Annotated in this window: 23 protein-coding genes; 2 read left to right on the top strand and 21 right to left on the bottom strand. The window is 71.7% G+C overall.

What is annotated here, in order from left to right; all coding sequences use genetic code 11:
- Window positions 1-108: 108 nt before the first annotated feature.
- From AB0395_RS20920 to AB0395_RS20870, 11 genes are all read right to left on the bottom strand, one after another.
- Complete coding sequence (locus AB0395_RS20920; protein ID WP_366282813.1) at window positions 109-843, bottom strand: hypothetical protein; 735 nt, start codon at window positions 841-843, stop codon at window positions 109-111.
- Window positions 840-1,391, bottom strand: a complete 552-nt coding sequence (locus tag AB0395_RS20915; protein ID WP_366282812.1) for an RNA polymerase sigma factor — start codon at window positions 1,389-1,391, stop codon at window positions 840-842. The genes AB0395_RS20920 and AB0395_RS20915 overlap by 4 nt, the downstream gene beginning before the upstream one ends.
- A gap of 188 nt (window positions 1,392-1,579) precedes the next feature.
- A complete protein-coding gene (locus AB0395_RS20910; protein WP_366282810.1) occupies window positions 1,580-1,876 on the bottom strand; it encodes an RNHCP domain-containing protein in 297 nt (98 codons plus the stop codon).
- Window positions 1,877-2,432: 556 nt separating this feature from the next.
- Window positions 2,433-3,545, bottom strand: a complete 1,113-nt coding sequence (locus AB0395_RS20905; protein WP_366282809.1) for a sugar phosphate isomerase/epimerase family protein — start codon at window positions 3,543-3,545, stop codon at window positions 2,433-2,435.
- A complete protein-coding gene (locus AB0395_RS20900) occupies window positions 3,538-4,971 on the bottom strand; it encodes an FAD-binding oxidoreductase (protein WP_366282807.1) in 1,434 nt (477 codons plus the stop codon). Before AB0395_RS20900 ends, AB0395_RS20905 begins: the two co-directional genes overlap by 8 nt.
- Before the next feature lie 21 nt (window positions 4,972-4,992).
- On the bottom strand, window positions 4,993-6,087 hold the full coding sequence (locus tag AB0395_RS20895; protein WP_366282805.1) for a sugar phosphate isomerase/epimerase family protein: 1,095 nt from the start codon (window positions 6,085-6,087) through the stop codon (window positions 4,993-4,995).
- Complete coding sequence (locus tag AB0395_RS20890; RefSeq protein WP_366282803.1) at window positions 6,084-6,908, bottom strand: ATP-binding cassette domain-containing protein; 825 nt, start codon at window positions 6,906-6,908, stop codon at window positions 6,084-6,086. Before AB0395_RS20890 ends, AB0395_RS20895 begins: the two co-directional genes overlap by 4 nt.
- On the bottom strand, window positions 6,905-7,927 hold the full coding sequence (locus tag AB0395_RS20885; RefSeq protein ID WP_366282801.1) for an ABC transporter ATP-binding protein: 1,023 nt from the start codon (window positions 7,925-7,927) through the stop codon (window positions 6,905-6,907). The genes AB0395_RS20890 and AB0395_RS20885 overlap by 4 nt, the downstream gene beginning before the upstream one ends.
- Entirely contained in the window at window positions 7,924-8,775 is an 852-nt protein-coding gene (locus tag AB0395_RS20880) for an ABC transporter permease (RefSeq protein WP_366282800.1), read from the bottom strand. The genes AB0395_RS20885 and AB0395_RS20880 overlap by 4 nt, the downstream gene beginning before the upstream one ends.
- Complete coding sequence (locus tag AB0395_RS20875; protein WP_366282798.1) at window positions 8,772-9,821, bottom strand: ABC transporter permease; 1,050 nt, start codon at window positions 9,819-9,821, stop codon at window positions 8,772-8,774. The genes AB0395_RS20880 and AB0395_RS20875 overlap by 4 nt, the downstream gene beginning before the upstream one ends.
- Window positions 9,822-9,826: 5 nt before the next feature.
- Window positions 9,827-11,410 (bottom strand): ABC transporter substrate-binding protein, encoded by a 1,584-nt coding sequence (locus tag AB0395_RS20870; RefSeq protein WP_366282797.1) that lies wholly within the window; start codon window positions 11,408-11,410, stop codon window positions 9,827-9,829.
- A 228-nt stretch (window positions 11,411-11,638) separates the two neighbouring features.
- Between AB0395_RS20870 and AB0395_RS20865 the strand changes: the two genes are divergently transcribed.
- Together AB0395_RS20865 and AB0395_RS20860 are read left to right on the top strand one after the other, a co-directional pair.
- A complete protein-coding gene (locus AB0395_RS20865; RefSeq protein WP_366282795.1) occupies window positions 11,639-12,874 on the top strand; it encodes a M24 family metallopeptidase in 1,236 nt (411 codons plus the stop codon).
- Between the two features lie 19 nt (window positions 12,875-12,893).
- On the top strand, window positions 12,894-13,592 hold the full coding sequence (locus tag AB0395_RS20860) for a GntR family transcriptional regulator (RefSeq protein ID WP_366282794.1): 699 nt from the start codon (window positions 12,894-12,896) through the stop codon (window positions 13,590-13,592).
- 70 nt (window positions 13,593-13,662) lie between these two features.
- Here the strand turns inward: AB0395_RS20860 and AB0395_RS20855 are convergent, their stop codons facing one another.
- The 10 genes from AB0395_RS20855 to AB0395_RS20810 form a co-directional block, all read right to left on the bottom strand.
- A complete protein-coding gene (locus tag AB0395_RS20855) occupies window positions 13,663-14,361 on the bottom strand; it encodes a dienelactone hydrolase family protein (protein ID WP_366282792.1) in 699 nt (232 codons plus the stop codon).
- A gap of 61 nt (window positions 14,362-14,422) precedes the next feature.
- Window positions 14,423-16,051 carry a thiamine pyrophosphate-binding protein gene (locus AB0395_RS20850; protein WP_366282790.1) on the bottom strand — a complete coding sequence of 543 codons (1,629 nt, stop codon included), beginning with the start codon at window positions 16,049-16,051 and terminating at the stop codon, window positions 14,423-14,425.
- Entirely contained in the window at window positions 16,044-16,826 is a 783-nt protein-coding gene (locus AB0395_RS20845; RefSeq protein WP_366282788.1) for an SDR family oxidoreductase, read from the bottom strand. The genes AB0395_RS20850 and AB0395_RS20845 overlap by 8 nt, the downstream gene beginning before the upstream one ends.
- Window position 16,827: 1 nt before the next feature.
- On the bottom strand, window positions 16,828-17,607 hold the full coding sequence (locus tag AB0395_RS20840; RefSeq protein WP_366282787.1) for an alpha/beta fold hydrolase: 780 nt from the start codon (window positions 17,605-17,607) through the stop codon (window positions 16,828-16,830).
- Window positions 17,592-18,308 carry an aspartate dehydrogenase domain-containing protein gene (locus AB0395_RS20835; protein WP_366282785.1) on the bottom strand — a complete coding sequence of 239 codons (717 nt, stop codon included), beginning with the start codon at window positions 18,306-18,308 and terminating at the stop codon, window positions 17,592-17,594. Before AB0395_RS20835 ends, AB0395_RS20840 begins: the two co-directional genes overlap by 16 nt.
- Window positions 18,305-19,216 carry a VOC family protein gene (locus AB0395_RS20830; RefSeq protein WP_366282783.1) on the bottom strand — a complete coding sequence of 304 codons (912 nt, stop codon included), beginning with the start codon at window positions 19,214-19,216 and terminating at the stop codon, window positions 18,305-18,307. Before AB0395_RS20830 ends, AB0395_RS20835 begins: the two co-directional genes overlap by 4 nt.
- Window positions 19,213-20,247: a Rieske 2Fe-2S domain-containing protein gene (locus AB0395_RS20825; RefSeq protein WP_366282781.1), complete on the bottom strand. Its 1,035-nt coding sequence runs from the start codon at window positions 20,245-20,247 to the stop codon at window positions 19,213-19,215. Before AB0395_RS20825 ends, AB0395_RS20830 begins: the two co-directional genes overlap by 4 nt.
- Window positions 20,244-20,465 carry a recombinase-like helix-turn-helix domain-containing protein gene (locus tag AB0395_RS20820; RefSeq protein ID WP_366282779.1) on the bottom strand — a complete coding sequence of 74 codons (222 nt, stop codon included), beginning with the start codon at window positions 20,463-20,465 and terminating at the stop codon, window positions 20,244-20,246. Before AB0395_RS20820 ends, AB0395_RS20825 begins: the two co-directional genes overlap by 4 nt.
- Before the next feature lie 30 nt (window positions 20,466-20,495).
- Entirely contained in the window at window positions 20,496-21,413 is a 918-nt protein-coding gene (locus AB0395_RS20815) for a PDR/VanB family oxidoreductase (RefSeq protein ID WP_366282778.1), read from the bottom strand.
- Window position 21,414: 1 nt separating this feature from the next.
- A complete protein-coding gene (locus tag AB0395_RS20810; protein ID WP_366282776.1) occupies window positions 21,415-21,915 on the bottom strand; it encodes a cupin domain-containing protein in 501 nt (166 codons plus the stop codon).
- Window positions 21,916-21,969 lie beyond the last annotated feature (54 nt).

The raw sequence follows: 21,969 nt of genomic DNA, 5'->3' as shown, positions 1-21,969 counted from the left end.
CCGTTCCCCACGGACGTTCCGCCTTCTCGGGGTCCGCACTGCGGGGGCGGATGGTCCGGTCGGTTGCCGTGGGGTGCGGCCTGGTCTGGTCGGGAACGGATCGGCGGATCAGCTGCCCGGAGGCGGGAACGCCTCGGGGTTCTTCTCGGGGTCACCGATGTCGTTCCACCCGGGTTTGTCGGTGAGCACGCACTCGCCGACCGGTCCGTTCGCCAGCTGGAAGGAGAACTCCCAGAGCACCCGTGGTTTTTCCGGGCCCGTTGTCTGATCGGAGTTCTCCGAGAATTCCATGACCGCCGTCTGCCCTTGCTCGATGTGATCGGGGAAGATGCGAACGACTCCTCCCAGCTCGAGGTCGAACGCCTGCGCCGAGGGAGAGCTGTCCATCTTCTGCCGTGCTGCGGCCTTCACCTTCGGGTCCTTGCTGGTGAGCTCCTCCCGGGGAATGCCCGGATCCGCGCTGGTGAAGTTCCTCGAGCATCCCTTGCCGGGAGGGGTGTAGGAGACCTTGGCCTTCACGCCGAGCACGGCCAGGTCCCGCTCCAGCAGCTCAGGATCACGAAGCTCATTGAGCTTGACCGTGATCGACCCGTCCGCCTGCCTTGTCACCGCGTAGGCCGAGCTCTCCGCCCCGGTGACCAGTGGCACGACGATCAGTGCCGCCGCCGCGATCCCGGCTGCGGCGGCACCCGCCAGCAGGCGTCGCCGCAGCCGGGAACGGCCGCCCTGGGGTTCCGTCGCCACGATCTCCTCCAGCAGGTCGTAGACCCCCGGGCTCACCGCGGGCGCGGCACGTCCGGCGGCCGGATCGATGGCGGACACCATGCGGTCGATCTTGCTCATCGGTTCTCTCCTCTCAGTGCGGCCATCACAGGGGCCTCGTCTGTCATGTCGAGCAGCCGGGCCAGGCGCTTTCGGGCCCGATGCAGGCGGAGCCGTACGGCGGTGCTGCTACAGCCCAGCACCGTGGCGATCTGCGGCCCGGTCAGTTCCTCCCAGCAGGCCAGCGCGAGCACCTCCCGGTCCGCGGTGGCCAGGGTGGCGAAGGCGGCACGGACGACGTCGGCCCGCGGATCGGCGGGCGCCGCCTCCTGACCGGTGATCAGTTCGTCACGGAGCCGCGAGGCCAGAGCGGTGCGCCGCAGTTCTCCGCGCCGGTGGTTGGCCAGGACGCGGCGTGCCGTGCCGTAGAGCCACAGCACGGTCGCGTCCCCCTCGGGAACGTCGTCCAGCCGCCGCCACGCGGTGAGGAAGGTTTCGGCGATCACATCGGCGATGTCGTCGACCGAGTCGGTACGGCGCAGCGCGTATCGATGGACGGCGGGATAGCAGGCGAGGTAGAGCGCCTCGAAACGATCGCGCGTGCCGGGGGGCACGCGTGGATCCTGCATGCTGTCTCCTAACCAAAAGGTGCCGGAACACCTCAATAGGTGTCCGGTACCCCCGGAGATGTTTCCTCCCCTGATCAGGCGCACCGGTGGCGACATCGGCGGCATGGCCGCCGCGCGGCGGGGCGGGCCGGGAGGGGCGAAGAGCCGCAGCCGGCCCGCGACCGCCTTGCGGGCTCCGGGAAGCCGTCTCAGAGCTGGGCGAAGTAGTCCAGCGGGAACGGCGGGCGGGCCAGTGGCGCGACGGCCAGCCGCATCAAAGTGAGCGGATTGTCGTCACCGGCGACGCGGTTGGCGTTGAGCGTGCCGCACGCCGTACAGCGGTGGATGATGGCCCACTCACCGTCCTGGCGCGCGTGGATGGCGATTGGCGCCATGCCCGAGGCGCAGTCGGCGGCTCTGTCGCCCGGAGTGTCGTCCAGGTGCCTGGACCACAGGCAGGTGGGGCAGTGGTTGCGGTGCGCGGTGCCCGGCGCGTCGGTGGGCACGTCGAGGCGGCAGTTGACGCAACGGAAAGAACTGATGCGAGCGCGATGGCGTGGCAAGGGAGGAGCTCCAAACGAAATGGGCGGCGAGTCGGCTGACTGTGCCGTCGCAACCCACGCGGGATCATCCCCGCCGGAGCCTCCGGTGGGGACGTCGACCCGCTCGAGGGCGCACGACGGCGTCCTCGGTGCCCACGGTCATCAACATCCCCCCTCATCCGCTCGGAGCCAAGTCAAACAAGCCCCCACGCCAGAAGCAATCGGTTTAACCCGTTGTGCGAACCACAAGGAAGGATCACCGTGACGACCGGCCTGCCACCGCCGAGCTGCGAATGGGGGAGCACCGCCACAACTGCATACCCGTCCCGGCGTTTCCACCAGTAGCGGGGGCAGGCGGGAGTGGCCGGTCCTCACCGGCACATGGTCGAGAGTGTCGTGACGGAGCCACTTCCGGTCACCGGGCGCGGCTAGAACGGCCCGTTGAGAACAGGTGGTGGTCGCCTCGTGAGCCGGGGGAGGCCGCCTGTTTCGTCACCGGCGGCCTGCCCCGGAGGGCTTCTCAGGTGAGGCCGGCCAGGACGGCGCGCAGGTGGGCGGCGCTCTCGGTGACGAAGTCCAGTCGTTCGGACACCGGCACCGGCAGGGAGAGCGTCTCCCGGTCGGGAACCTCGCCCCGTTCGGCCCTGCGCCGGTAGCCGTCGGCCAGCCGGACGATCTCGGCGAACTCCGCCGTGGTCAGGTCCGGGTGGCCCCGGTGCCACTCGGGGTCGTAGATGGACAGCGGCAGCGGGAAACGCCGCCCCATCACGCCCTCGATGGACAGGGTCAGCCGGGGCGCGTGCGCCAGCAGTGGCCGCAGCAGCGCGGGCCAGTCGATGACACCCCGGCCGCACGGCGCGAGGAAGCGGCGGATGCCGTCCTCGGTGAGGAACAGCGCGGCGTCCCGGACGTGGCTCTGCCGTACGTAGGGGGCGACCCGATGGGCGGCGGCCACCGGATCCTCGCAGCGCAGCAGCACGTTCGCGGTGTCGAAGGTGATGCCGAACGCGTCCGGTCCCGCCTCCTCGACCAGACGCACCAGCTCGAAGGTGGTGATCTCCTCGTGGGTCTCGAGGTTGAGGTGGCAGCCCAGGTCGCGCAGCAGTGGCCCCAGCCTGGCCAGCACCTTGGCGGTCGCCTCCAACTGCTCCGGCCAGGTCACGTCGGTGCGGAACCGGTCGCAGCCGAGCCGTCCGGGGATGCCGAACTTGTAGTTGGCGGTCGCGGTCCACAGCTCGCGCACGCCCGCCTCGGCGCAGGCGACGACGAGCCGCTCCAGGCCGCGCAGGTAGTCGCCCCCGCCGAGCTCCCGCACCTCGGGGGCCTCCGGTGCGGCGAACGGGTTGACCTTGGCCGTGCCGACCTCGACGTACAGGCCGAGCTCCTCGGCCAGCTGGACCACGGCGCGAAGCTCGCCGGGGTCCAGGGTCGGGCTCAGCTCCAGGACCGAGCGGAAGAACACGCCTTCCAGGCCGAGCCGGTGCACCTCGCGCAGAGTCCACTCCGCGCCGTTCTCGGGAGCGCCGGGGAACTTGCTGCTGTCGGTCCCGATCCGCACCTCACGCGCCGGAACCGCCTCATGCGTAGCCGTCTCATACGCCGGAGCCGCCCCGGGCGTGAAAGCCTCAGGCATCGGTGCCGCCTGACAGATCTACCAGGCCGCGCCGGAAGACGTTCGCCGGGTCGTAGGCCCGCTTGACCTTGACGAGCCGGTCGTACTTCTCGCCGTAGATGTCGCGCGCCTCCATCGCGTTGACGATCTCGGTGGTGAAGTTGACGTAGGAACCGGCCTTGAACCTGTCCATGTCGGCGTCGAAGGCGCGGGTCCACTCGATCAGCTCGGGGGCCTCCGAGGGGAACTCCCACTCGGCTCCGGCGCTGGACATCCAGCGGGCCTCGACGCGGTCGCCGACCGCGGTGTCCCACGGGTCGACCTTGGCCGCCTGGCCGCCGCGCGGGAAGAGCTGGAACGGGCAGGCGAAGTGCGGGGCGATGGTCGAGCCCGCCTGGAGCGGCCTGCCCGGGTAGCGGTCCGACCAGTGCAGCACGGTGTCGATGGCCTCGTCGGGGAAGTCCCGCAGGTTGCCGTTGCGCCAGTAGCGGCGGATGCCGTACCGGAAGTCGTCGTCGCAGGCCCGCTGGAGCTCCATGTGCGGCACGGTGTAGGAGGTCTCCCAGATCGGGGTCGCCTGGGCGAACATCGGCTGGGTCACCTCGGGCTCGTCGTCACCCCACTGGACGGTGGCGACGCTGACGATCTGGGTGCCGCGGTGCGCGGTCGGCACCGGGGTCCAGTACTCGGGCACCTCGACGGTGCGGGCGTAGGTCACCACGTTGTCGGGCGCGTCGTAGGCCCAGTCGCGGAAGAAGCGCAGCACCTCACGCCGGTCGTCGGTGGCGAAGAACGCCTGGCGGACGTTGGCGAGCCGGGTGAACGGCAGGTACCGGAACGTGAAGGAGATCGCGACGCCGAAGTTGTGGCCCGCGCCGCGCAGCGCCCAGAAGAGGTCGGGGTGCTCGTCGGCGGAGGCGGTGATGATCCGCCCGTCGGCCAGCACCAGCTCGACCGAGAGCAGGTGGTCGACGGTCAGGCCGTACATGCGGGACAGGTAGCCGTTGCCGCCGCCCAGGGTGAGCCCGGCGACGCCGGTGTGCGAGACCGTGCCCGCGGGCACGACCACGCCCTCGTCGGCGCAGGCCCGGTCCAGGTTCCCCAGCCTGCAGCCCGCGCCGACCCGCACGGTCCCGGCCTCGCGGTCGAAGAGAACGTCCCGCATGCCGCCGGTGTCCAGAAGCACCGCGCCGTCGTCGACCGAGGTCCCGGCGAGGTTGTGGCCGCCGCCGCGCACGGTGACCTCCAGGTCGTGGTCCAGGCACCAGGTCAGCGCCCGGGACACGTCCTGGGCGTCCCGGCAGCGCACGATCGCCGCCGGATGCCGGTCGATGTCGGCGTTCCACACGTGCCGGGCCACGTCGTACCCCTTGTCGCCGGGCAGGATGACCGGGCAGTCGACGACGGAGCGCAGCTGGGCGGCGGTCGGCGTCTCGGTGATGCTCACGTGAGGTCCTTTCAGAAATGATCAGTTGTACTGGCCGGAGGCGAAGCCGCTCAGCGGCGCGGCGCTCTCCGGCTGGGGGAGACCGAGCAGGCCACGCAGGTGGCGGGCACTGCGGGCGGCGAACTCGTCACGGGTGTAGGGGCTGCCGTCGCGCCAGGCGTCACGGTCGGGGGCCGAGCCGCCCGCGACCAGCGCGGCGTAGGCGCCGACCTGGCGGTCGATCTCGGCGAGCTCGCGTTCGTCCAGGTCGGGATGGGAGGCCCGCCACTCGGGCAGGGCCAGGTGCATGGTCATGTCCCGCTGGCCGCTGCCCGCGGGCTCGATGGTCAGGTTCGTGAGGTCGCCGAGGATCTCCAGCAGGGCGGCCCAGTCGATCACTCCGACACCGCACGGCACCAGGTAGCGGCTCACCCCGTCCGGACAGGGGAAGAGCGCGACGTCGCGCAGGTGGGCCATCCGGACGTACGGCGCGACCCTGCGCGCCGCCGCGAGCACGTCCTCGCCGTGCACGTAGACGTTGGCGGTGTCGAAGGTGACGCCGAGCACGTCCGGGCCGACGGACTCGACCAGCCGCACCACCTCGAAGGTGGTGATCTCCTCGTGGGTCTCCAGGTTGAGCCGTACCCCGTTGGCGCGCAGGCACGGGGCGAGCCGGAGCAGGAAACGCTCGGTCGCGGCGAGCTGGTCCGGCCAGGGCGCCTCGCCCCGGTAGCGGTCGGTCGCGTGCACCCCGGGCAGGTGCGCCTTGTAGTTGCCGGTCGCGGTCCACAGGTCGAGGCAGCCGATCGCGGCCGCCGCCTCGATCATGCGCTCCATCCCGGCCAGGTAGCTGCCGCCGCCCAGCTCGCGCACCTCGGGCAGCTCGGCGGTCATGTACGGGTTGACCTTGCCCGCGCCGAGTTCGAGGTACAGGCCGAGCTCGTCGGCGCGGGCCCGCAGCTCGCGCAGGAACCCCGGGTCCAGGGTCGGCGAGAGCTCGGCCAGGGTGCGCAGCAGCACCCCGTCGAGCCCCGCGGCGGCGACCTGCCCGAGCACCTCCAGCGGCGGGTCGGCGACGGCGCCCTTGACCGGACGCAACGCGGAGGGCAGCTTGACGTCCAGCCCGATCCTGATCAACGGCTCTCCTGGTAGCTGCGGCGGCGAGCGCGGTCGGCCGCCGGGTCGGGGATGGGCACCGCGGCGAGCAGCGCCCGGGTGTAGTCATGGGCGGGCGCGCCGTACACCTGCTCACGGCTGCCCTCCTCGACGACCCTGCCGTCCTTGAGGACGAGCAGCCGGTCGCAGAGCTGGCGGACCACGGCCAGGTCGTGCGCGATGAACAGGACGGTGAGCCCCAGGTCTCGGCGCATGGCGCGCAGCAGGTTGACCACCTGAGCCTGGACCGAGACGTCCAGGGCCGAGACAGGCTCGTCGCAGATCAGCACCTTCGGCCCGGAGACCAGGGCGCGGGCGATGGCGATGCGCTGCCGCTGTCCGCCGGAGAACTGGGCGGGGTAGCGCGGCAGGTGGGCGCCGGTCAGCCCAACCATCTCCAGCACCTCGACGACCCGCTCGCGGCGCCCCTCGCGGGAACGGCGGCCCTGGTGCACCAGCAGCGGCTCGCCGACCAGGTCCTCGACGGTCATCCGCGGGTTGAGACTGGCGTAGGGGTTCTGGAACACCAGCTGCACCTCGCGGCGGAACCGGCGCCGGTCGTCGCGGCCTGCGCGCAGCACGTCGAAGCCGTCGTAGGTGACGGCGCCCGCGTCGGGGCGTTCCAGGCCGACCAGGCAGCGGGTGATCGTGGACTTGCCCGAACCGGACTCGCCGACCAGGCCGAGCGTCTCGCCCTGGCCCAGGGTGAACGACACGTCGTCGACCGCCTTGACCGCTTCGCCGCGCTCCCGCGAGGTGAAGGCCTTGGTGAGCCCCTCGACGGTCAGCAGGGTACGGCTCACGCGACGACCTCCTCCCGCTCGGGGCGGGCGCGGTGGCAGGCGACCACCCGGTCCTCGTCCTCGAGCACCCGCAGTTGCGGGATCTCGGTGAGGCAGCGCTCGACCCACCGGTCGCACCGGGGGTGGAAGGCACAGCCACTGGGCGGCTCCGCCGGGTTGGGCGGGGTGCCGGGGATCAGGTCGAGGTCGGTGCTGACGTCGCGGTCGACCCGGGGCACCGAGCGCAGCAGGCCCTGCGCGTAGGGGTGCCTGGGGGTGGCGAAGAAGTCCTCGACCCCGCTTCCCTCGATCTTGCGCCCGGCGTACATCACGGCGACGCGGTCGGCGTACCCGGCGACGACGCCCAGGTCGTGGGTGATCAGCAGCACGGCCATTCCGCTCTCCGCGGCCAGCTCGTCGATGAGCTCCAGCACCTGCTGCTGCACCCGGACGTCCAGCGCGGTCGTCGGTTCGTCGGCGATCAGCACGGCGGGGTCGCCGATGATGGCCATGGCCAGGCAGACCCGCTGCCGCATACCGCCGGAGAACTCGTGTGGGTAGGCCCGCAGCCGTTCCCCGGCACGTGCCACGCCGAGCCTGTCGAGCGCCTCCCGCGCCCTGACCAGTGCCTGTTTGCGTGGCACGCCGCGGATGGTGAGGGTCTCCGCGAGCTGGTCGCCGATGCTGAGCACCGGGTTGAGCGTGGTCTGCGGGTCCTGGAGCACCATCGCGATTCGCGCGCCGCGCACCTTGCGCAGCTCGCGCTCCGTCAGCGTCACCAGGTCGCGGCCCTCGAACAGGATCCGGCCGCCGAGCACGGCGTGCCGGTCCAGCCTGAGCAGCGCGCGGGCGGTCACCGACTTCCCCGAGCCGGACTCGCCGACGAGGGCGACCCGTTCTCCCGGCGCGACGGTCAGGTCCAGTTCGCGGACGATCCGCAGCGTGCGTCCCCGGCCGCCCGCGACCGGGAAGTCCACGGTGAGTCCCCGCACGTCGAGCAGCGCTTTCCCGTCCGCCGGGGTGTTCTGCGGCGTTCTCATATGACCTCCCGGCCGCTGGTCCTGGCCCGCAGCGCGTCGCCCGCCAGGGCGAACGCGAGCGCGGTGAGCGTTATGACGGCGCCGGGGACGACGGCGGTCCACCAGGCGCTGGTGAGGAAGCGGGAGCCGCTCTCGACCATGGCGCCCCACTCGGCGCTCGGCGGCTGGGCGCCCGCGCCGATGAACGACAGGCCCGCCATGATCAGGGTGGCGCCGCCGATCTCCAGCGTGACCTGCACGTACACGCTGTCCAGTGAGTTGGGCAGCACGTGCCGGGTCATCAGCCGCCAGCGGGAGACCCCGGTGATCATGGCCGACTCCACGTAGGTGGACGTCATCGTGGTACGGATCTCCGCGCGGGCCAGCCGGGTGAAGCTGGGCCACCACGACAGCACCATCGCGATGATCGCCGAGCGCAGGCTCGGGCCGAGGGCGACCGAGATGCCCAGCGCCATCACCATGATCGGCAGCGACAGCGCGATGTCGCAGATCCGCATGATCGCGTCGTCCACCCATCGGGGGCCGAGCGCGGCGAGGGAGGCGATGGTCACCCCGATCACCGCGGACAGCCCGACCGCGCACAGCGAGCCCAGGATCGTCGGGCGCGCGCCGTACAGGACACGGCTGAGGACGTCGCGCCCCGAGGAGTCCGTACCGAGCCAGTGTTCGGCCCCCGGCGGCAGCATGGCCTGCCCGAGGTCGACGTGGTACGGGTCGTACGGCGCGAGCAGCGGCCCGAACGCGACCGTCAGCAGCAGCAGGCCGACCGCGGCGAACGCGGCGCGGTCCAGTTTCGGCATGCGGCGCAGCCGGAGCACCGGGCGCCGAAGCAGGGCGGCAGTGGTCATGCCTTCGCTCCGAGTGGGGCGGCGCCGAACTGGGCGGCGCGGATCCTGGGGTCGCTGACGAGTTGGACGAGGTCGACGGCGAGGTTGACCAGGGTGACCGTGACGCCGGTGAACAACACGACGCCGAGCACCGCGAAGGTGTCCTTCTGCTGGACGGCCTCGGTCAGGTAGGCGCCGACGCCGGGACGGCCGAAGACGCCCTCGATCAGGACGGCTGCGCCGATCATCCAGCCGGTCTGCATGCCGATGAGGGTGACGATCGGCCCGAGGCAGGTGCGCAGGCCGTGCTGGAGCATCACCCGCAGCGGCGAGGCACCTTTGGCGCGGGCCATCACCACGTGGTCGGCCTCCAATGCGGTGATCATGGAGGTGCGGACCAGCCTGACCGCGAACGCGACGAACGGGACCGACAGAGTGACGGCGGGCAGCACCAGGTGCTGTACCGCGTCCCACCAGGCCGGCAGGTCTCCGGCGAGCAGGGAGTCGACGGTGGCCAGGCCGGTGACCCGGGGTACCTCGACGCCCATCGACTGGGTGCCGGAGATCGGCAGGAGACCGAGCCGGGCGCCGAACAGGTGCTGGAGGATCAGGCCGAGCCAGAACAGGGGCAGCGCGCCGCCCGCGATGGCGCCCAGCCGGATGGCGGCGTCGGGACGGCGCCGCTCGTAGGCGGCGGCCAGCATTCCGACGGGGATGCCGACCAGCAGGTTGAGCAGCACCGCCGCGGCGACCAGCTCGATCGTCGCGGGCAGCGCGCCGCCGAGGTCGGCGGTGACGGGGCGGAAGGTGAAGATCGAGCTGCCGAGGTCGCCGTGCAGCAGCCGCCACAGGTAGGCGAGGTACTGCCCCCAGAGCGGCAGGTTCAGGCCGAGCCGCTCGCGGACGACCTCGACCTGTTCCGGGGTCGCGGTGATCCCCGCGGCGCTCTGCGCCTCGTCGCCGGGGATGGCTTTGATCATGAAGAAGACGAGGGTGGCGAGCCCCCAGACCGTGAGGACGACGAGCCACAGCCGCCGCAGCAGGTAACGCATCAGGCGCCGGTCCACTCGGATCAGCTCACCTTGTAGGCCTGCGGCACGTAGCCGACGTGGGCGGGATACAGCTCGATGCCGGTCACGCCCTTGGGCGCGATGATCACGGTCTCGTGGTCGGCGATGTTCATCGTGGCCGCGTCGGCCTCGATGAGCTCCTGCACCTTCTTGTATTCCGCGCACCGGGCGGTCTCGTCGCCGCTGGCGACCGCCTTGTCGAGCAGCGCGTCGACCTCGGCGTTTTTGTACTGGCCGTAGTTGGTGCTGGAACCGAGGAACTTGGAGCTGTAGGTGCGGTACAGCAGCGAGCCGGCGTCGGGGGTCGGCGGGTTGTCCCAGAGCAGGGCCAGCTGCGGGGTCGTGTCGACGCTCTTGAGCGACTCGAGGTAGTTGGGGTAGGCCGTCGGCTTCAGCTCCAGGGTGATGCCGATCTGCTTGAGAGCCGACTGCAGGGCGGTTGCGGCCTCGGCGTGCTCGCTGAAGATCTGTTGGTATGCCATGGTCAGCTTGAGGTCTTTCTGCCCCGACTCGGCGACCAGCTCCTTGGCGCGGGCCAGGTCCTGCTTCGCGTCCGGGATGTCGGCTCGGCAGCCCATGGTGTCGGGCAGCGGGCCCGCCGCGACGCTGCCGAAGCCGCGCAGGATCGTCTTCGCGTGTCCCTGGTAGTCGTAGGCGAGCCGGACGGCCTCGCGGATCCGTTTGTCGGCGGTCGCCCCCTTCTGGGTGTTGAAGAAGACATAGAGGCCCTGGGGCTTCTTGAGCCTGACCGCCTCGAAGCGGGGGTTCTTCTCGAAGGCGGGCACGTCGATGGGGTCGATGCCGTCGGAGACGTCGATGTTGCCGCTCTCCAGCTCGTCCCGCTGGGTGGCGCTCTCCGGGAGCAGTCGGTAGACGACCGTCTTGGCGATGCGCGGGTCCGCTCCCGCGTAGGAGTCGTTGCGGACGTACTTGATCTGCTGGTTGGGGGTGTAGGACGCGAGCGTGTACGGCCCGCTGCCCGCGGTGTGGGTGGCGAGCCAGGCCTGGCCGTCGTCGGATCCCGCGCTGGCCTGCACGAGCTTGGAGTTGAGGATGTACACCTTGCTGAGCGCGCCCAGGAAGAGCGAGGAGGGCGTGCTGAGCCTGATCGTGAAGTGGGTGTCGTCGGTGATCTCGGTCTTGTCGTAGGCGGCGACGGACTCCGCGACGCCGACGCCGAGCTTCTTGATTCGTTCCAGGGTGTAGGCGACGTCCTTGGCGGTGACCGGCGTGCCGTCGTGGAAGGCGACGCCCGGGCGCAGGGTGAACGCGATGGACCGGGCGTCAGGGGCGACGGTCCACTTCTCCGCGAGCCTGCCGACGATCTCGTTGGCCGGGCTGAAGTCGAGCAGCGCGTCGTAGACGGGCACGACCGCCTGGTCCACGGTCGAGTTGCTCGCGAGGATCGGGTCGAGGTTGGGAAGGGTGCCGTCGACCCCGAAGGTGAGCATGTCGCGGGTGGCGGGGGTCGTGCTCTTTCCGGAGGTGGTTCCTCCGGCGGTGCAGGCGGTGAGGGTGGCGACGGCGAGCAGGGCGGCGCCCAGCCCAGCGCCTCGGGTCACGGTGAGGGAGCGACCGAGGTTCACGTTGTCCTCCGGGGGGCGGGGGGAACTTTGGTATACAGTCTGCCGACGGTCGAGCCTCAGCGCTAGGGGTTGACGTCAATCTGTGATCCCGGGGCGTTTTTTCACCTGTTGACTAGCAGGGAAAACGCAAGCTGTTGACGTTCTGTCGACTTCAGGTCTCGCGCCAGCGCGCTCGGGTCGATAATATTTGGCATACCAACCCCCCTTGTTTTTGGAAGGCAGGCCTCCGTGACCGGATCCATGGCCGACATCGACTTCCCCACCCTCACAACAGCCGAGCGAGACCGCCGACTACGGTTGCTGCGCGAGCTGATGGACGAGCTCGGACTGGACGCGCTGCTCGTCTCCGGCATGGGCCGCGACCAGCTCGACCGCTACATCACCAACGAGGGCACCCGGGGGCTGTGCCTGCTGCCGCGCGCCGGTGAGCCGGTCACCATGGTCGCCAGCGGCAACGTCACCCTCGGCAGGCACGACGTCCCGGGGCGGGCCTACGAGCGCTGGGTGCCCGACCAGCGGCTGACCTCCCGCTCCTACGGCCCGGCGGACGTGATCGCCGAGCTGGGCCTGGCACGGGCGCGGATCGGCGTTGTCGGCCTGACCAGCAGGGCGCCCGCCAGCGCCGCGGGCACCATTCCCTACAACACCTGGAAGCGGATCCTGGACGCGCTGCCCGAGGCGGAGTTCGTCGACGTCGCGGGCCGCTACGAGACGGTCATGCTGGTGCACGGTCCCGAGGAACTGGCCATGATCCGCAAGTCCGCGCAGATCGGCGAGCACGCCTGCGCCGCCATGATCGAGGCGGCCGGTGCCGGGGTACGCGAGTGCGAGATCGTCGCCGCGGGCATGCACGAGGTGACCAGGCGCGGTGGCATGTGGCTGACCGGGCCGCAGCGCAGCGGCCCGGAACGGCTCGGCTGGGCCGGGGCCGACTGGATCTGGATGGGCGGCGGCTCCCGGGTGCTGGAGAAAGGCGACGCCTTCGGTGCGGAGCTGTTCACCTTCTACGGCGGTTTCGAGTCCCAGCAGCAGATCGACATCTCGATCGGCGAGCCGGACGCCGACCACAGGTTCCTGCACGAGGTGACCGAGGCCTCCTACCGGGCGGGCCTCGACGCGCTCAGGCCGGGAGTGACCTTCGCCGAGCTGTGCGCCGCCATGGAGGCGCCGCTGCGCGCGGCCGGATGCTGGAACATGGGGCCGCTGGTGCAGACGGTCTCCCCGGTGATCTTCAACAGCGCGACCCACGTGGGCCTTGGCACCCAGCCGGGCCTGGCCGGGCTTCCGCTGCCCGACGAAACCCCACGAGACGGAGATTTCTTGATCGTTCCTGGGGTAGCATTCGCCTTCGAGCCCAACGCGTGCCGGGACCGCAAACGAGTGTGCCTCGGGGGAACCGTGCTCGTCACCGAGGACGGCCACGAGGAGCTCAACTCTCTCTGCAATCGCCTCAACGTGGTCTGACCAGGCGGGGACAGCACAGATGGACAACAAGAGCGTGACGGCCCCCGACTTCGGAGCGCCGCTCGGGGCGACGAACCGGTCCCTTCCCGAGCAGATCTGCGACCACATCCGCGAGCTGATCATCGACGGGACGTTGGAACCGGGCACCTGGCTCCGCGAGCGTGACCTCGCCCAGCGGCTCAACGTCTCACGCATCCCCGTCCGCGAGGCGCTGCCCGTGCTTGAGGCCGAGGGGTTCGTCAAGATGGTCCCGCGCCGCGGCGCGATGGTCGCCACGCTGACGCTGCGCGAGGCCGAGAACCTGTACGACATCAGGGAGTCGCTTGAGGTCCTGGCGGCACGGCTGGCCGCCCGCCAGGCCGGGCACTCCCCGCCCGCCGCCCTGCTCGAGTGCCTCGAGCGGGGCAGGGCCGCCGCGGAGGCCGGTGACGCGCACGGGCTTGAGGCGGCCAACGCCGCCTTCCACGGGGAGATCCTCAAGCTCTCCGACAACCCGCTCCTCCAGTCGATCATGAAACCGATCAAGGGCCGGGTCCGCTGGCTGTTCCATCTGCTGCCCTCCCGCGACCCGCACGCCCAGCTGGTCAAGCACCAGGAGCTCTGCGACGCCATCGCCAGCGGCAACCCCGACCTGGCGGCCGCCGTGGCGTACGCGCAGATCGTCCGCACCAGGGAGAGCACCTTGGGCGTCCTGCGCACCCTGCTGCCGGAGAGCTGACACCGGGCGGGCGGGCGGCCCGGTGCGTGGAGAGCCGACACCGGGCGGGCGGAGCGGCCCGGTGCGCGCGTCACCCCGGTGGCCGATGGCCCGCCATGAAATCCCGGATCAGGGGCCAGAGCCCGCCGTCGCGCTGCAGCGCGTCCTTCCGGTAGAACCCGTGCCCGGCGCCGTCGACCACCTCGACGGCGGCCGGGGGCCCGGGACGCCCGGCCGCCGCGCGCAGCCGGTCGGCGTCGACCCGCCCGTCCGCCCCGCCGACCACTCCCAGCCACGGCGAGCGCCGCCCGGCGACCAGCGCCTCGACCGACGGCACCCCCGGCCACGGCCCCGCGGAGGGGCTGACCGCGACCGCGGCCTCGACCACGTGGTGGGCGGCGGCCCAGGTGGCGAGATGGCCGCCCATGCTGAAGCCGACGACGAGCACCGGACCCGTCCGCCTGCTTTCGAGGTAGCCGAGCGCCGCGCCGACGTCGGCGGCGAGGTCCGTCGGCGTCAGCTCCTCCATCTGCGTCCTGGCGGCGGCCAGCTCCTCGGCCGCGAACGCCGGGCCGCCGTGCTCGTGGTACAGGTAGGGCGAGACCGCCAGCCGTCCCCGGCGGGCCAGCGCACGGCAGGCCTCCTCAGCGTGCTCGGTGACCCCGAAGACGTCGTGCAGGACGAGGGCGCCGCCCACGGGCCTGCCGCCCGGTTCGCAGACGAACAGCGGCGCGGCGGCGTCGAGCACCCGCCTGCCGCGGTTCGCCGGTCCGTGCGCGTGCGCGCTCATGCCGTCCTGCCTTTCCCGGAGGACGCCCCGGTTCCCGGTACGGGCCAGGCCGCTCGCGCGCTCACGGGATCTCCACCGGGGGGATGAACGGCGAGGGGGCGGGCCCGATCGCGGTGACGTCGACCTCGAGAAGGTACGGCTCCCGCCGCGCGACGGCCGAGGCGAACACCGCCTCGAAGTCGGCCGGGTCGGTCACCAGGCCGTGGGGCAGTCCCATCGAGGCGGCCAGTGTCCCGAAGTCCGGCGTGTGCAGGTCGACCCCGGAGCGTCGTCCCAGATGGGCGTCCTGCATGTTGCGCAGCACGCCGTACCCGCCGTCGTTGAACACCACGAGCACCAACCACGGCCGCTCCTGGGCGAGCGTGGCCAGCTCGCCCAGGTGCACGGCCAGGCCGCCGTCACCGGCCATGACCAGCGTCGGCACGTCCGGCCTGGCCAGCGCGGCGCCGATGCCCATCGCCAGGCCCTGCCCGATGCCGCCGCCGAGCGGGAAGATGTTCGTCGCGGGGTCGTAGATCGGCAGCAGCCGGTTGCCCCACTGGCTCGACGGGATCGTCACGTCCCTGGCGATCGGTGAGCGCCGATCCAGGCCGGCCCGCATCGCGTCACAGATGACGCCGTACTTCCCGATGTCGGAGCCGAGCCGCGCGCGCACGGCCTCCCGCGTCCGTACGGCCAGCGCCCGCCACCCTTCCGCCACCTCGGGAGCCGGCAGGGCGGACAGAAGCTCGGCCAGCACGCCCGCCGCGTCGCCGTGCAGGCCGACCGTCGTCGGATAGACCCGGCCGAGCGCCGCCGGGTCGAGGTCGATCTGAATGTGCCGTTCGGGCAGCACGAGCTTGTAGTGCCTGGTCTCGTTGGACCGGAAGTGTGTGCCGACGCTGAGCAGCAGGTCGGCCTCGGCGATCAGGGAGGCCGCCGCGGGGTTGGCCGCGAAATTGCCGACAACCAGCTCGTGGTCCTCGGGCACGGCGCCGCGCCCGGCGTTCGAGGTGAGGATCGGCGCGCCCAGCCGTTCCGCGAGCGCGCTCAGCTCCCCGCCCGCCTCCCTGGCGCCGCCGCCCGCCCAGATGAGCGGGCGACGCGCCGAGCCGAGGAGCCGTACGGCCTCCGCAACCGCCTCCGCCGCCGGAACCGGCCGGGGGGCAGGCGTCGTGGGCGTCGCAGAGGACGGGCCTGAGGCATGCGCCGCGTACTGCAAATCGATCGGCCACTCGACGCTCGCGGGCCCGTACGGCGCGGCCAGCGCCCGCCGTACCGCTTCCCCGAGCACCTCGGCGGCGGCCTCGACGGAGGGGATGCCCGCGGCGTGTTTGGAGATCGCGGCCAGCATGCCGAGCTGGTCCCTGGTCTCATGGATCACGCCCCGGCCCAGGCCCAGGTAGCCGCTGTCGATCTGCCCGGTGACGTGCAGCACCCGGCTGCCCGCGCTGAGCGCCTCGACGAGCGAGCCCGCCGCGTTGCCCGCCCCGGTGCCGGTGCTGGTCAGCGCGCAGCCGAGACCGCCGCTCGCCCGCGCGTAGCCGTCGGCCGCATTGACCGCGGCGGCCTCATGCCGCACCGGGACGAAACGCAGATCCCGGTCGACAGCCTCGACCAGGGGCAGGTTGTGCACACTGACGACGCCGAAAACCACCTCGACGCCGTTCTCCCGAAGGACCCGCACGAGCAGGTCACCGCCGTTAGACATATCGAGCGACTCCTCCGCCGACGTCGATGGACGCGCCGGTGATGTAGGACGCGCGCGGCGAGAGCAGCGCGACGATCGGATAGGCGACCTCCTCGGCTGTGCCGAGGCGGCCGAGCGCGACACCCCGGTCGGTCGCCAGCGCCCCGGTCCACTCCTCGTAGGAGTCCGGGGTGCCCGCGGCCTCGTGGCGGCGCCGCCACTGGCCGGTGTCGATCAGGCCCAGGCAGACCGAGTTCACCCGGACCGGGGCGAGGTCGGCGGACAGGGTCCTGGTGAGGTTCAGCAACGCCGCGCGGGCGGCCGAGGTCGCCGCCAGCCGGGACTCCGGTTGGCGGGCCAGGATGGCGTTGACGTTGACGACCGAGGGGGCCGTGGCCCGGCGCAGGTACGGCTCCGCGGCGCGGACCGTGTTCAGCACGCCGAAGATCTTGAGGTCGAACTCCTCGTGCCACTGCTCGCGGGTGGTCTCGGCGACGGTGGCCAGCAGCGACCTGCCCGCGTTGTTCACCACCCCGTCCAGGCCGCCCAGTTCTTCGGCGGCCGAGGTGACGAACGCGGAGACGCCGTCGGCGTCCAGGACGTCGCACCCACCGGCGACCACCCGCGCGCCCCGGGCGCGGGGCAGCGGCTCCAGGGCGGCGGCCAGCCGGTCGCCGTCGCGGGCGCAGGCGACGACGTGCGCCCCCTCGCCCAGGAGCAGCGCGGCCGTCGCGAGGCCGACGCCCGAGCTGGCTCCCGTCACGACGTAGGACCGCCCTGTCAGATCGAGATCCATTTCAGGCCTCCGATGTGGGGGATGGGACCGACTCCAGGAATTCCAGGACCAGCCGGTTGAACTCCTCGGGGCGTTCCTGGTTGGCCAGGTGTCCCGCCCCGGGGATGACGGCGAGCCGCGCGCCGGGCACGGCCGCCGCGATGGCCTGGCTCTCCGCGACCCCGGTGACGCGGTCCTGGTCGCCGACGACGACCAGGACGGGGACGGAGAGGGAGCCGAGCACGTCACTGTGATCGGTTCCGGCCATCGCGGCGGCCGCGTACGTGTAACCGGGCAGACGGATCGACCGCTCCATCGAGGTCACCACCCGGTCCACGAGTTCCTGCGGGGCCCGCGGGGACAGCAGCCGGGGCCCTCTGGCCCCGGCGAACGCCGCGGCACCGAGCCTTTCCAGCTCGCTCGCTCGCCCGCGCATCGCCGCCGCCTGCTCGGGAGTACGGCCTGAGCCGCGGGTTGAGTCGGCGAGCACGAGCGAGCGCACCAGCCCCGGGTGTTCCAGGGCGAGGCGGGTCGCGACGACCCCGCCCCAGGAGACGCCGACCACGTGGGCGGGACCGGGCAGGAGCGCCGCCGCCGCGGCGGCGTACCCGGACATGCCGGGTGGCGCCGCGGGATCGCCGGAGCGGCCGTAGCCGGGGGCGTCCCAGGCCAGCACGCGGTGCCGCGCGGACAGCGCGGGGATCTGCGCGTCGAAGGATCCCGAGCTCCCACCGATGCCGTGCAGCAGCAGGACGGGGCCGCCCGGCGCCTCGGCGCGGCTGTCGGTCAGGTGGACGCGCATCGGGCCAGTTCCTCGATCGCGGAGAGCACCGCGTACGGCACGACCCGGCTGCTCGCGGGGTTGTCCGGTGAGGGATGGTTGCGGATCTCGAAGCGGTAGTCGCCCGACGGGCCGGACGCGATGATCACGTGGGAGGTCAGCGTCGCGGCCGGGTCGGCGACGACGACGGCCTCGACGGCGTCGAAGGAACCCACCGCGAGCGCGACGGCGGCGGCCACGTTGGTCGACCGGGGGAAGGCGGCGGCGATCTCGCGCGCCGGTCCCCGCATGACCTCGAAGGGCTCGCTCGCCTCCGGCACTCCGAGCGTCGCCGGTTTCTTGGTGGTGACGATGAGCACCTTCTCCAGGCGTCCCATCAGGGAGGCGGCCCGCAGCAGGTCGAGGCCGCCGACGGCGCCCGAGGTCAGGTGCATCCTGCCGGGACCGCGCCGCAGCCGCGCCAGCAGCGCGTCGTCGGTGAACGCGCCGATCGAGACGACCAGCAGGTCCCGGCCCGCGTCGATGACGGCGGGGCCGATCTCGGCCAGCGCCCGCTGTCCCGCGCACTCGACGACCAGGTCGGCGGCTTCGATCGCGCCGGCGAGGGAGTCGCCGAGGTCCACGGTCGCGACGAGCCGCGCGCCCGGGACCCGGCCCTCCTCCAGCTCCCTGATCACGACGCTGCCGATGGCGCCCCGCCCCGCGACGGCGACGCGGATCATCGGTCCCACCAGTGTCCGGGGTCGGGGACCCCCGCCATGTGCGAGCGCACGTCTTTGGACGGCGGGCCCGCCGTGCCCCACATGTCGGACAGCTCGGGCACGCGCCGCCACACCCGGCACAGCCAGGCGTCCTCCTGGACCTGCTCGACCTCGGAGGTGTACTCGCAGACCAGGCCTGCGGGGTCGGCGAAGTAGGAGAAGGTGTTGTTGCCGGGGCCGTGGCGGCCGGGACCCCACAGCGGGGTGACGCCCTGGTGCCGCAGATGCCCGATGCCCCGCATGAAGTGGTCGATCGACGGCATCTCGTAGGCCACGTGGTTGAGCGAGGTCCACTCCGCCTGGTTGAAGGCGATCACGTGGTGGTCGGCGTTGCAGCGCAGGAACGCCATCTGGTGCTCCGACCAGTCGGAGACCCGCATGCCGAGCACGTTCCGGTAGAAGGCGACGGCGGCGTCGATGTCGACGGTGTTGAGCACGACGTGGGCGAGCTTGCGCGGCGCGGCCCGCCTGCCCTGCGGCTCCATCGGCACGACGGCCTCGACCTCGGTCGACAGCTCGACCAGGCGGCCCTCCGGGTCGGCGAACCGCAGGCCGTAGCCGCCGCCCGCCTGGTCGAGGCGGCCGGGCTCGGCGACCAGGGGGATGCCCAGCTCCGCGAGCCCGCGGGCGGCGGCGTCGACCTCCGCGGGCGAGCCGACGGAGAAGGCGATCTTGCCGAGGGCGTTCCGTTCGGCCTGCCGTACTTCCAGGATGTGGTGCTCCTGACCGGTGCCGCGCAGCCAGGAGACCCCGCTGTCGCCCTCGACCTGTGACAGGCCCCAGACCTCCCGGTAGAACTCGGCCGCCCTCGCCGCGTCCGGGGTCCGCAGCGCCACGCTGCGGAGGCTTCTCAGCCGGGCGACGCTCATCGGGCCTCCCTGGCCTCGAGGTGCCTCCTGGCCTCGCCGTTGAGCATGCGGCGCAGCCGTACGATGGCGAGGTCGTGCTGGTAGAGGTTCTCCCGCGACCACGCGTCGAGCGGCATGGCCTCTTCAAGGACCCGGTCCTGCTCAAGCACCTCCCAGTGGCGCGGTTCGAGGCGGGCCTTGTAGAGGAAGTTCCAGGAGTCGCGCTGCCAGCCGGTCACCTTGCGGGTGCGCCAGAAGAAGGCGGCGTGCTGGGTCTCGTTGATCGGTGTGGCGGTGCACACGATGGTGAAGGGTCCGCCGGGTCCCGCCGTCGCGGGGTAGGGGATGGCCAGGCGCACCCAGTGCATGTCGGTGTCGATCCACTCCGACCAGTCGAAGTTCACCCCGGCCTGGTCGGTCTTTTCGAAGACGAAGCCGGTCGGGGTGTCACGGATCTGGAACAGCGCCTCGCGCTTGCCGGTGGACATGGTGTGCGACTTGCGGTGCAGGAACGCGCCGTGCATCGGGTCCATGAGGTTGTCGAGGGAGTAGATCCAGGGGGCGTCCCACTCGACGTAGGACAGGAAGTTGTCCCACTCGGGGTCGGCGAGCTGCTCCGGCGGCTGGAACGGGGCGGGTTCGGCGTTCTCGTCGGCGCCGAACCAGGCGAAGACCGCACCGGCGTGTTCGCGGGCGGGGAAGGTGCGCAGGGCCCGTTTCCCCTCGAGCGCGCACCCGGGGACCCCGGGCACGGACACCACGACGCCCTCGTCGTCGATCTGCAGGCCGTGGTAGTTGCAGGCGATTCGGTCGCCCATGTGCACGCCCTGCGAGAGCCGCGCGCCGCGGTGCGGGCAGCGGTCCTCCTGGACGTGTACGGTTCCGGCGGCGTCGCGCCAGATCAGCAGCTCCTCGCCGGCGCGGTCGATGCGGACCAGCTCACCGCGCTTGATTCGCCCGGCGGGGCACAGCGCGTACCACCGGTCGCGCAGGCCGAGCCTGAGCAGGCCGTCGACGGTGTCCAGCCGGGGGTTGACCGAGGGGTGTGTCATTCCTTCGCCCCCAGCCGCGCCAGTTCGGCGGTGAGGGAGGACTCGGTCCAGTCGGTGCCGCCGGGCGGGCGGATACCGGTCTCGTTGAGTGCCTCGACCAGCGAGGGCAGCTCGTGGACGCCGCGGCCGTAGATCTCTTCGAGCTCGTCGGCGAGCGCGTGCTCGTAGCTGGTCAGCTCGTGTGTGCGGGACTGCACCGGCTGAAGGCGCAGGGACATGTCTCTCCTAGCGGTCGAAAACCGGGTGGGCTAGAGGTCGAGGACCAGTCGGGGGGTGCGGGAGCGCGAGACGCAGAGCATCATCGACCGGTTCGCGGCCTTCTCCTCCTCGGTGAGGAGGAAGTCGCGGTGCTCGGGTTCACCGGCCAGGACCCTGGTCTCGCAGGTGCCGCAGATGCCCTCCTCGCAGGAGGAGGAGACGGCCAGACCGCCGGCGCGCAGTGTCTCCAGGATGGAGACACCGGGTTCGACGGTGAACTCGCGGCCCGAGCAGACCACGGTGAACGCGGAGTCGGCTCCGGTCCTCGGCCGCTCGGCGGCGCGGAAGCGCTCGACACGCAGCCGCGCCGGGTCGTCCAGCGCCCGCTCGACCGCCTGGATCAGCGGTTCCGGGCCGCAGCAGTAGACGAGCGCGTCCTTCGGCGCGTCCCCGAGCACCGCCGCCAGGTCGGGCGGGTGCCCGGCCTCGTCGTCGGCGTGCAGGGTGACGTTCGGATGGCCCGCCAGTTCTCCGGCGAAGGCCATCCGCGCCCTGTTCTGGCCGCAGTAGAACAGCAGCCAGGGCTTTGCGCCGAGCGCGCCGACCATGGCCCTGACCGGGGTGATCCCGATCCCGCCCGCGATCAGCAGGTAGGCGGGGGCTTCGACCAGCGCGAAGTGGTTGCGGGGCCCGTCGACCTCCAGGAGGTCCCCGACCCGCAGCCGCTCGTGCACGTGCGCGGAGCCGCCCCGGGAGTTGCGCTCCCGCTGTACGGCCACCGCGTAGCGGGAGCGGTCGGCGGGATCTCCACAGAGGGAGTACTCCCTGACCAGGCCGCCCGCGAGCCTGAGGGACAGGTGCGCCCCCGGCTCCCAGGCGGGCAGCGCGGCTCCTGAGGGGTCGGCGAGCTCCAGGCGCACGACGCCCTCGGCGAGCCAGGTCATCTGGTGAAGCCGCAGGGTGAGCATGTCAGCCGCGGGTGACGCCGTGCATCGCGGAGGTGGCCGGGTAGGTCGGGACCTGCGGTCTGGCGGCGCCGATGATCACGCAGAAGAGCGCGTCCCCCTCGCCGATGTTGCGCAGGCTGCGGGGAACTCCGGCGGGCACCCTGATCAGGTCGCGGTAGCCGAGGATCCTGGAGGCGGTCTTGGCGCCGTCCCGCACGTCGTGGACGGTGACCTCCAGGGTTCCCTCGAGGACGAAGAACGCCTCCTCCGCGTCGTGGTGGGTGTGCTCGGGGCCGACGGCTCCGGCGGGCAGGCGCATGTTCGAGAACGTGAAGTGCTCCGCCGGGAGGATGCGGCTGTCGTTCTCGTGGTCGCCGGTCGCGCCGGAACCGATGTAGCGGATCTGAGCCCGCCGGAACTCCTCTCCCGCCTTGGCCTGGAACCCCAGGGCGTCCCAGTCCTCGTACCGCCCCTCACGCGTGGCGACACACGAATCGATCAGGGCTTCCAGAGCTTCGCTCATGGCTTCATCATCCCTTCCACCTGGCGTATTTATTTTAGCGCCAAAATGTTTGGC

The sequence above is a fragment of the Streptosporangium sp. NPDC051023 genome (genome assembly GCF_040689595.1).
Taxonomy (GTDB): Bacteria; Actinomycetota; Actinomycetes; order Streptosporangiales; family Streptosporangiaceae; genus Streptosporangium.
The sequence above is the reverse complement of the archived record's forward strand: the minus strand, read 5'-3'. Positions and strand labels throughout refer to the sequence as shown.

Bases quoted from the DNA above. Each gene is read 5' to 3' on its own strand.
- AB0395_RS20915 (WP_366282812.1), bottom strand. From the start codon at position 1,391: ATGCAGGATCCACGCGTGCCCCCCGGCACGCGCGATCGTTTCGAGGCG.
- AB0395_RS20860 (WP_366282794.1), top strand. From the start codon at position 12,894: ATGGACAACAAGAGCGTGACGGCCCCCGACTTCGGAGCGCCGCTCGGG.
- AB0395_RS20885 (WP_366282801.1), bottom strand. From the start codon at position 7,927: ATGAGAACGCCGCAGAACACCCCGGCGGACGGGAAAGCGCTGCTCGAC.
- AB0395_RS20825 (WP_366282781.1), bottom strand. From the start codon at position 20,247: ATGACACACCCCTCGGTCAACCCCCGGCTGGACACCGTCGACGGCCTG.
- AB0395_RS20810 (WP_366282776.1), bottom strand. From the start codon at position 21,915: ATGAGCGAAGCTCTGGAAGCCCTGATCGATTCGTGTGTCGCCACGCGT.
- AB0395_RS20850 (WP_366282790.1), bottom strand. From the start codon at position 16,051: ATGTCTAACGGCGGTGACCTGCTCGTGCGGGTCCTTCGGGAGAACGGC.
- AB0395_RS20855 (WP_366282792.1), bottom strand. From the start codon at position 14,361: ATGAGCGCGCACGCGCACGGACCGGCGAACCGCGGCAGGCGGGTGCTC.
- AB0395_RS20920 (WP_366282813.1), bottom strand. From the start codon at position 843: ATGAGCAAGATCGACCGCATGGTGTCCGCCATCGATCCGGCCGCCGGA.
- AB0395_RS20835 (WP_366282785.1), bottom strand. From the start codon at position 18,308: ATGATCCGCGTCGCCGTCGCGGGGCGGGGCGCCATCGGCAGCGTCGTG.
- AB0395_RS20840 (WP_366282787.1), bottom strand. From the start codon at position 17,607: ATGCGCGTCCACCTGACCGACAGCCGCGCCGAGGCGCCGGGCGGCCCC.
- AB0395_RS20905 (WP_366282809.1), bottom strand. From the start codon at position 3,545: ATGCCTGAGGCTTTCACGCCCGGGGCGGCTCCGGCGTATGAGACGGCT.
- AB0395_RS20880 (WP_366282800.1), bottom strand. From the start codon at position 8,775: ATGACCACTGCCGCCCTGCTTCGGCGCCCGGTGCTCCGGCTGCGCCGC.
- AB0395_RS20815 (WP_366282778.1), bottom strand. From the start codon at position 21,413: ATGCTCACCCTGCGGCTTCACCAGATGACCTGGCTCGCCGAGGGCGTC.
- AB0395_RS20845 (WP_366282788.1), bottom strand. From the start codon at position 16,826: ATGGATCTCGATCTGACAGGGCGGTCCTACGTCGTGACGGGAGCCAGC.
- AB0395_RS20830 (WP_366282783.1), bottom strand. From the start codon at position 19,216: ATGAGCGTCGCCCGGCTGAGAAGCCTCCGCAGCGTGGCGCTGCGGACC.
- AB0395_RS20820 (WP_366282779.1), bottom strand. From the start codon at position 20,465: ATGTCCCTGCGCCTTCAGCCGGTGCAGTCCCGCACACACGAGCTGACC.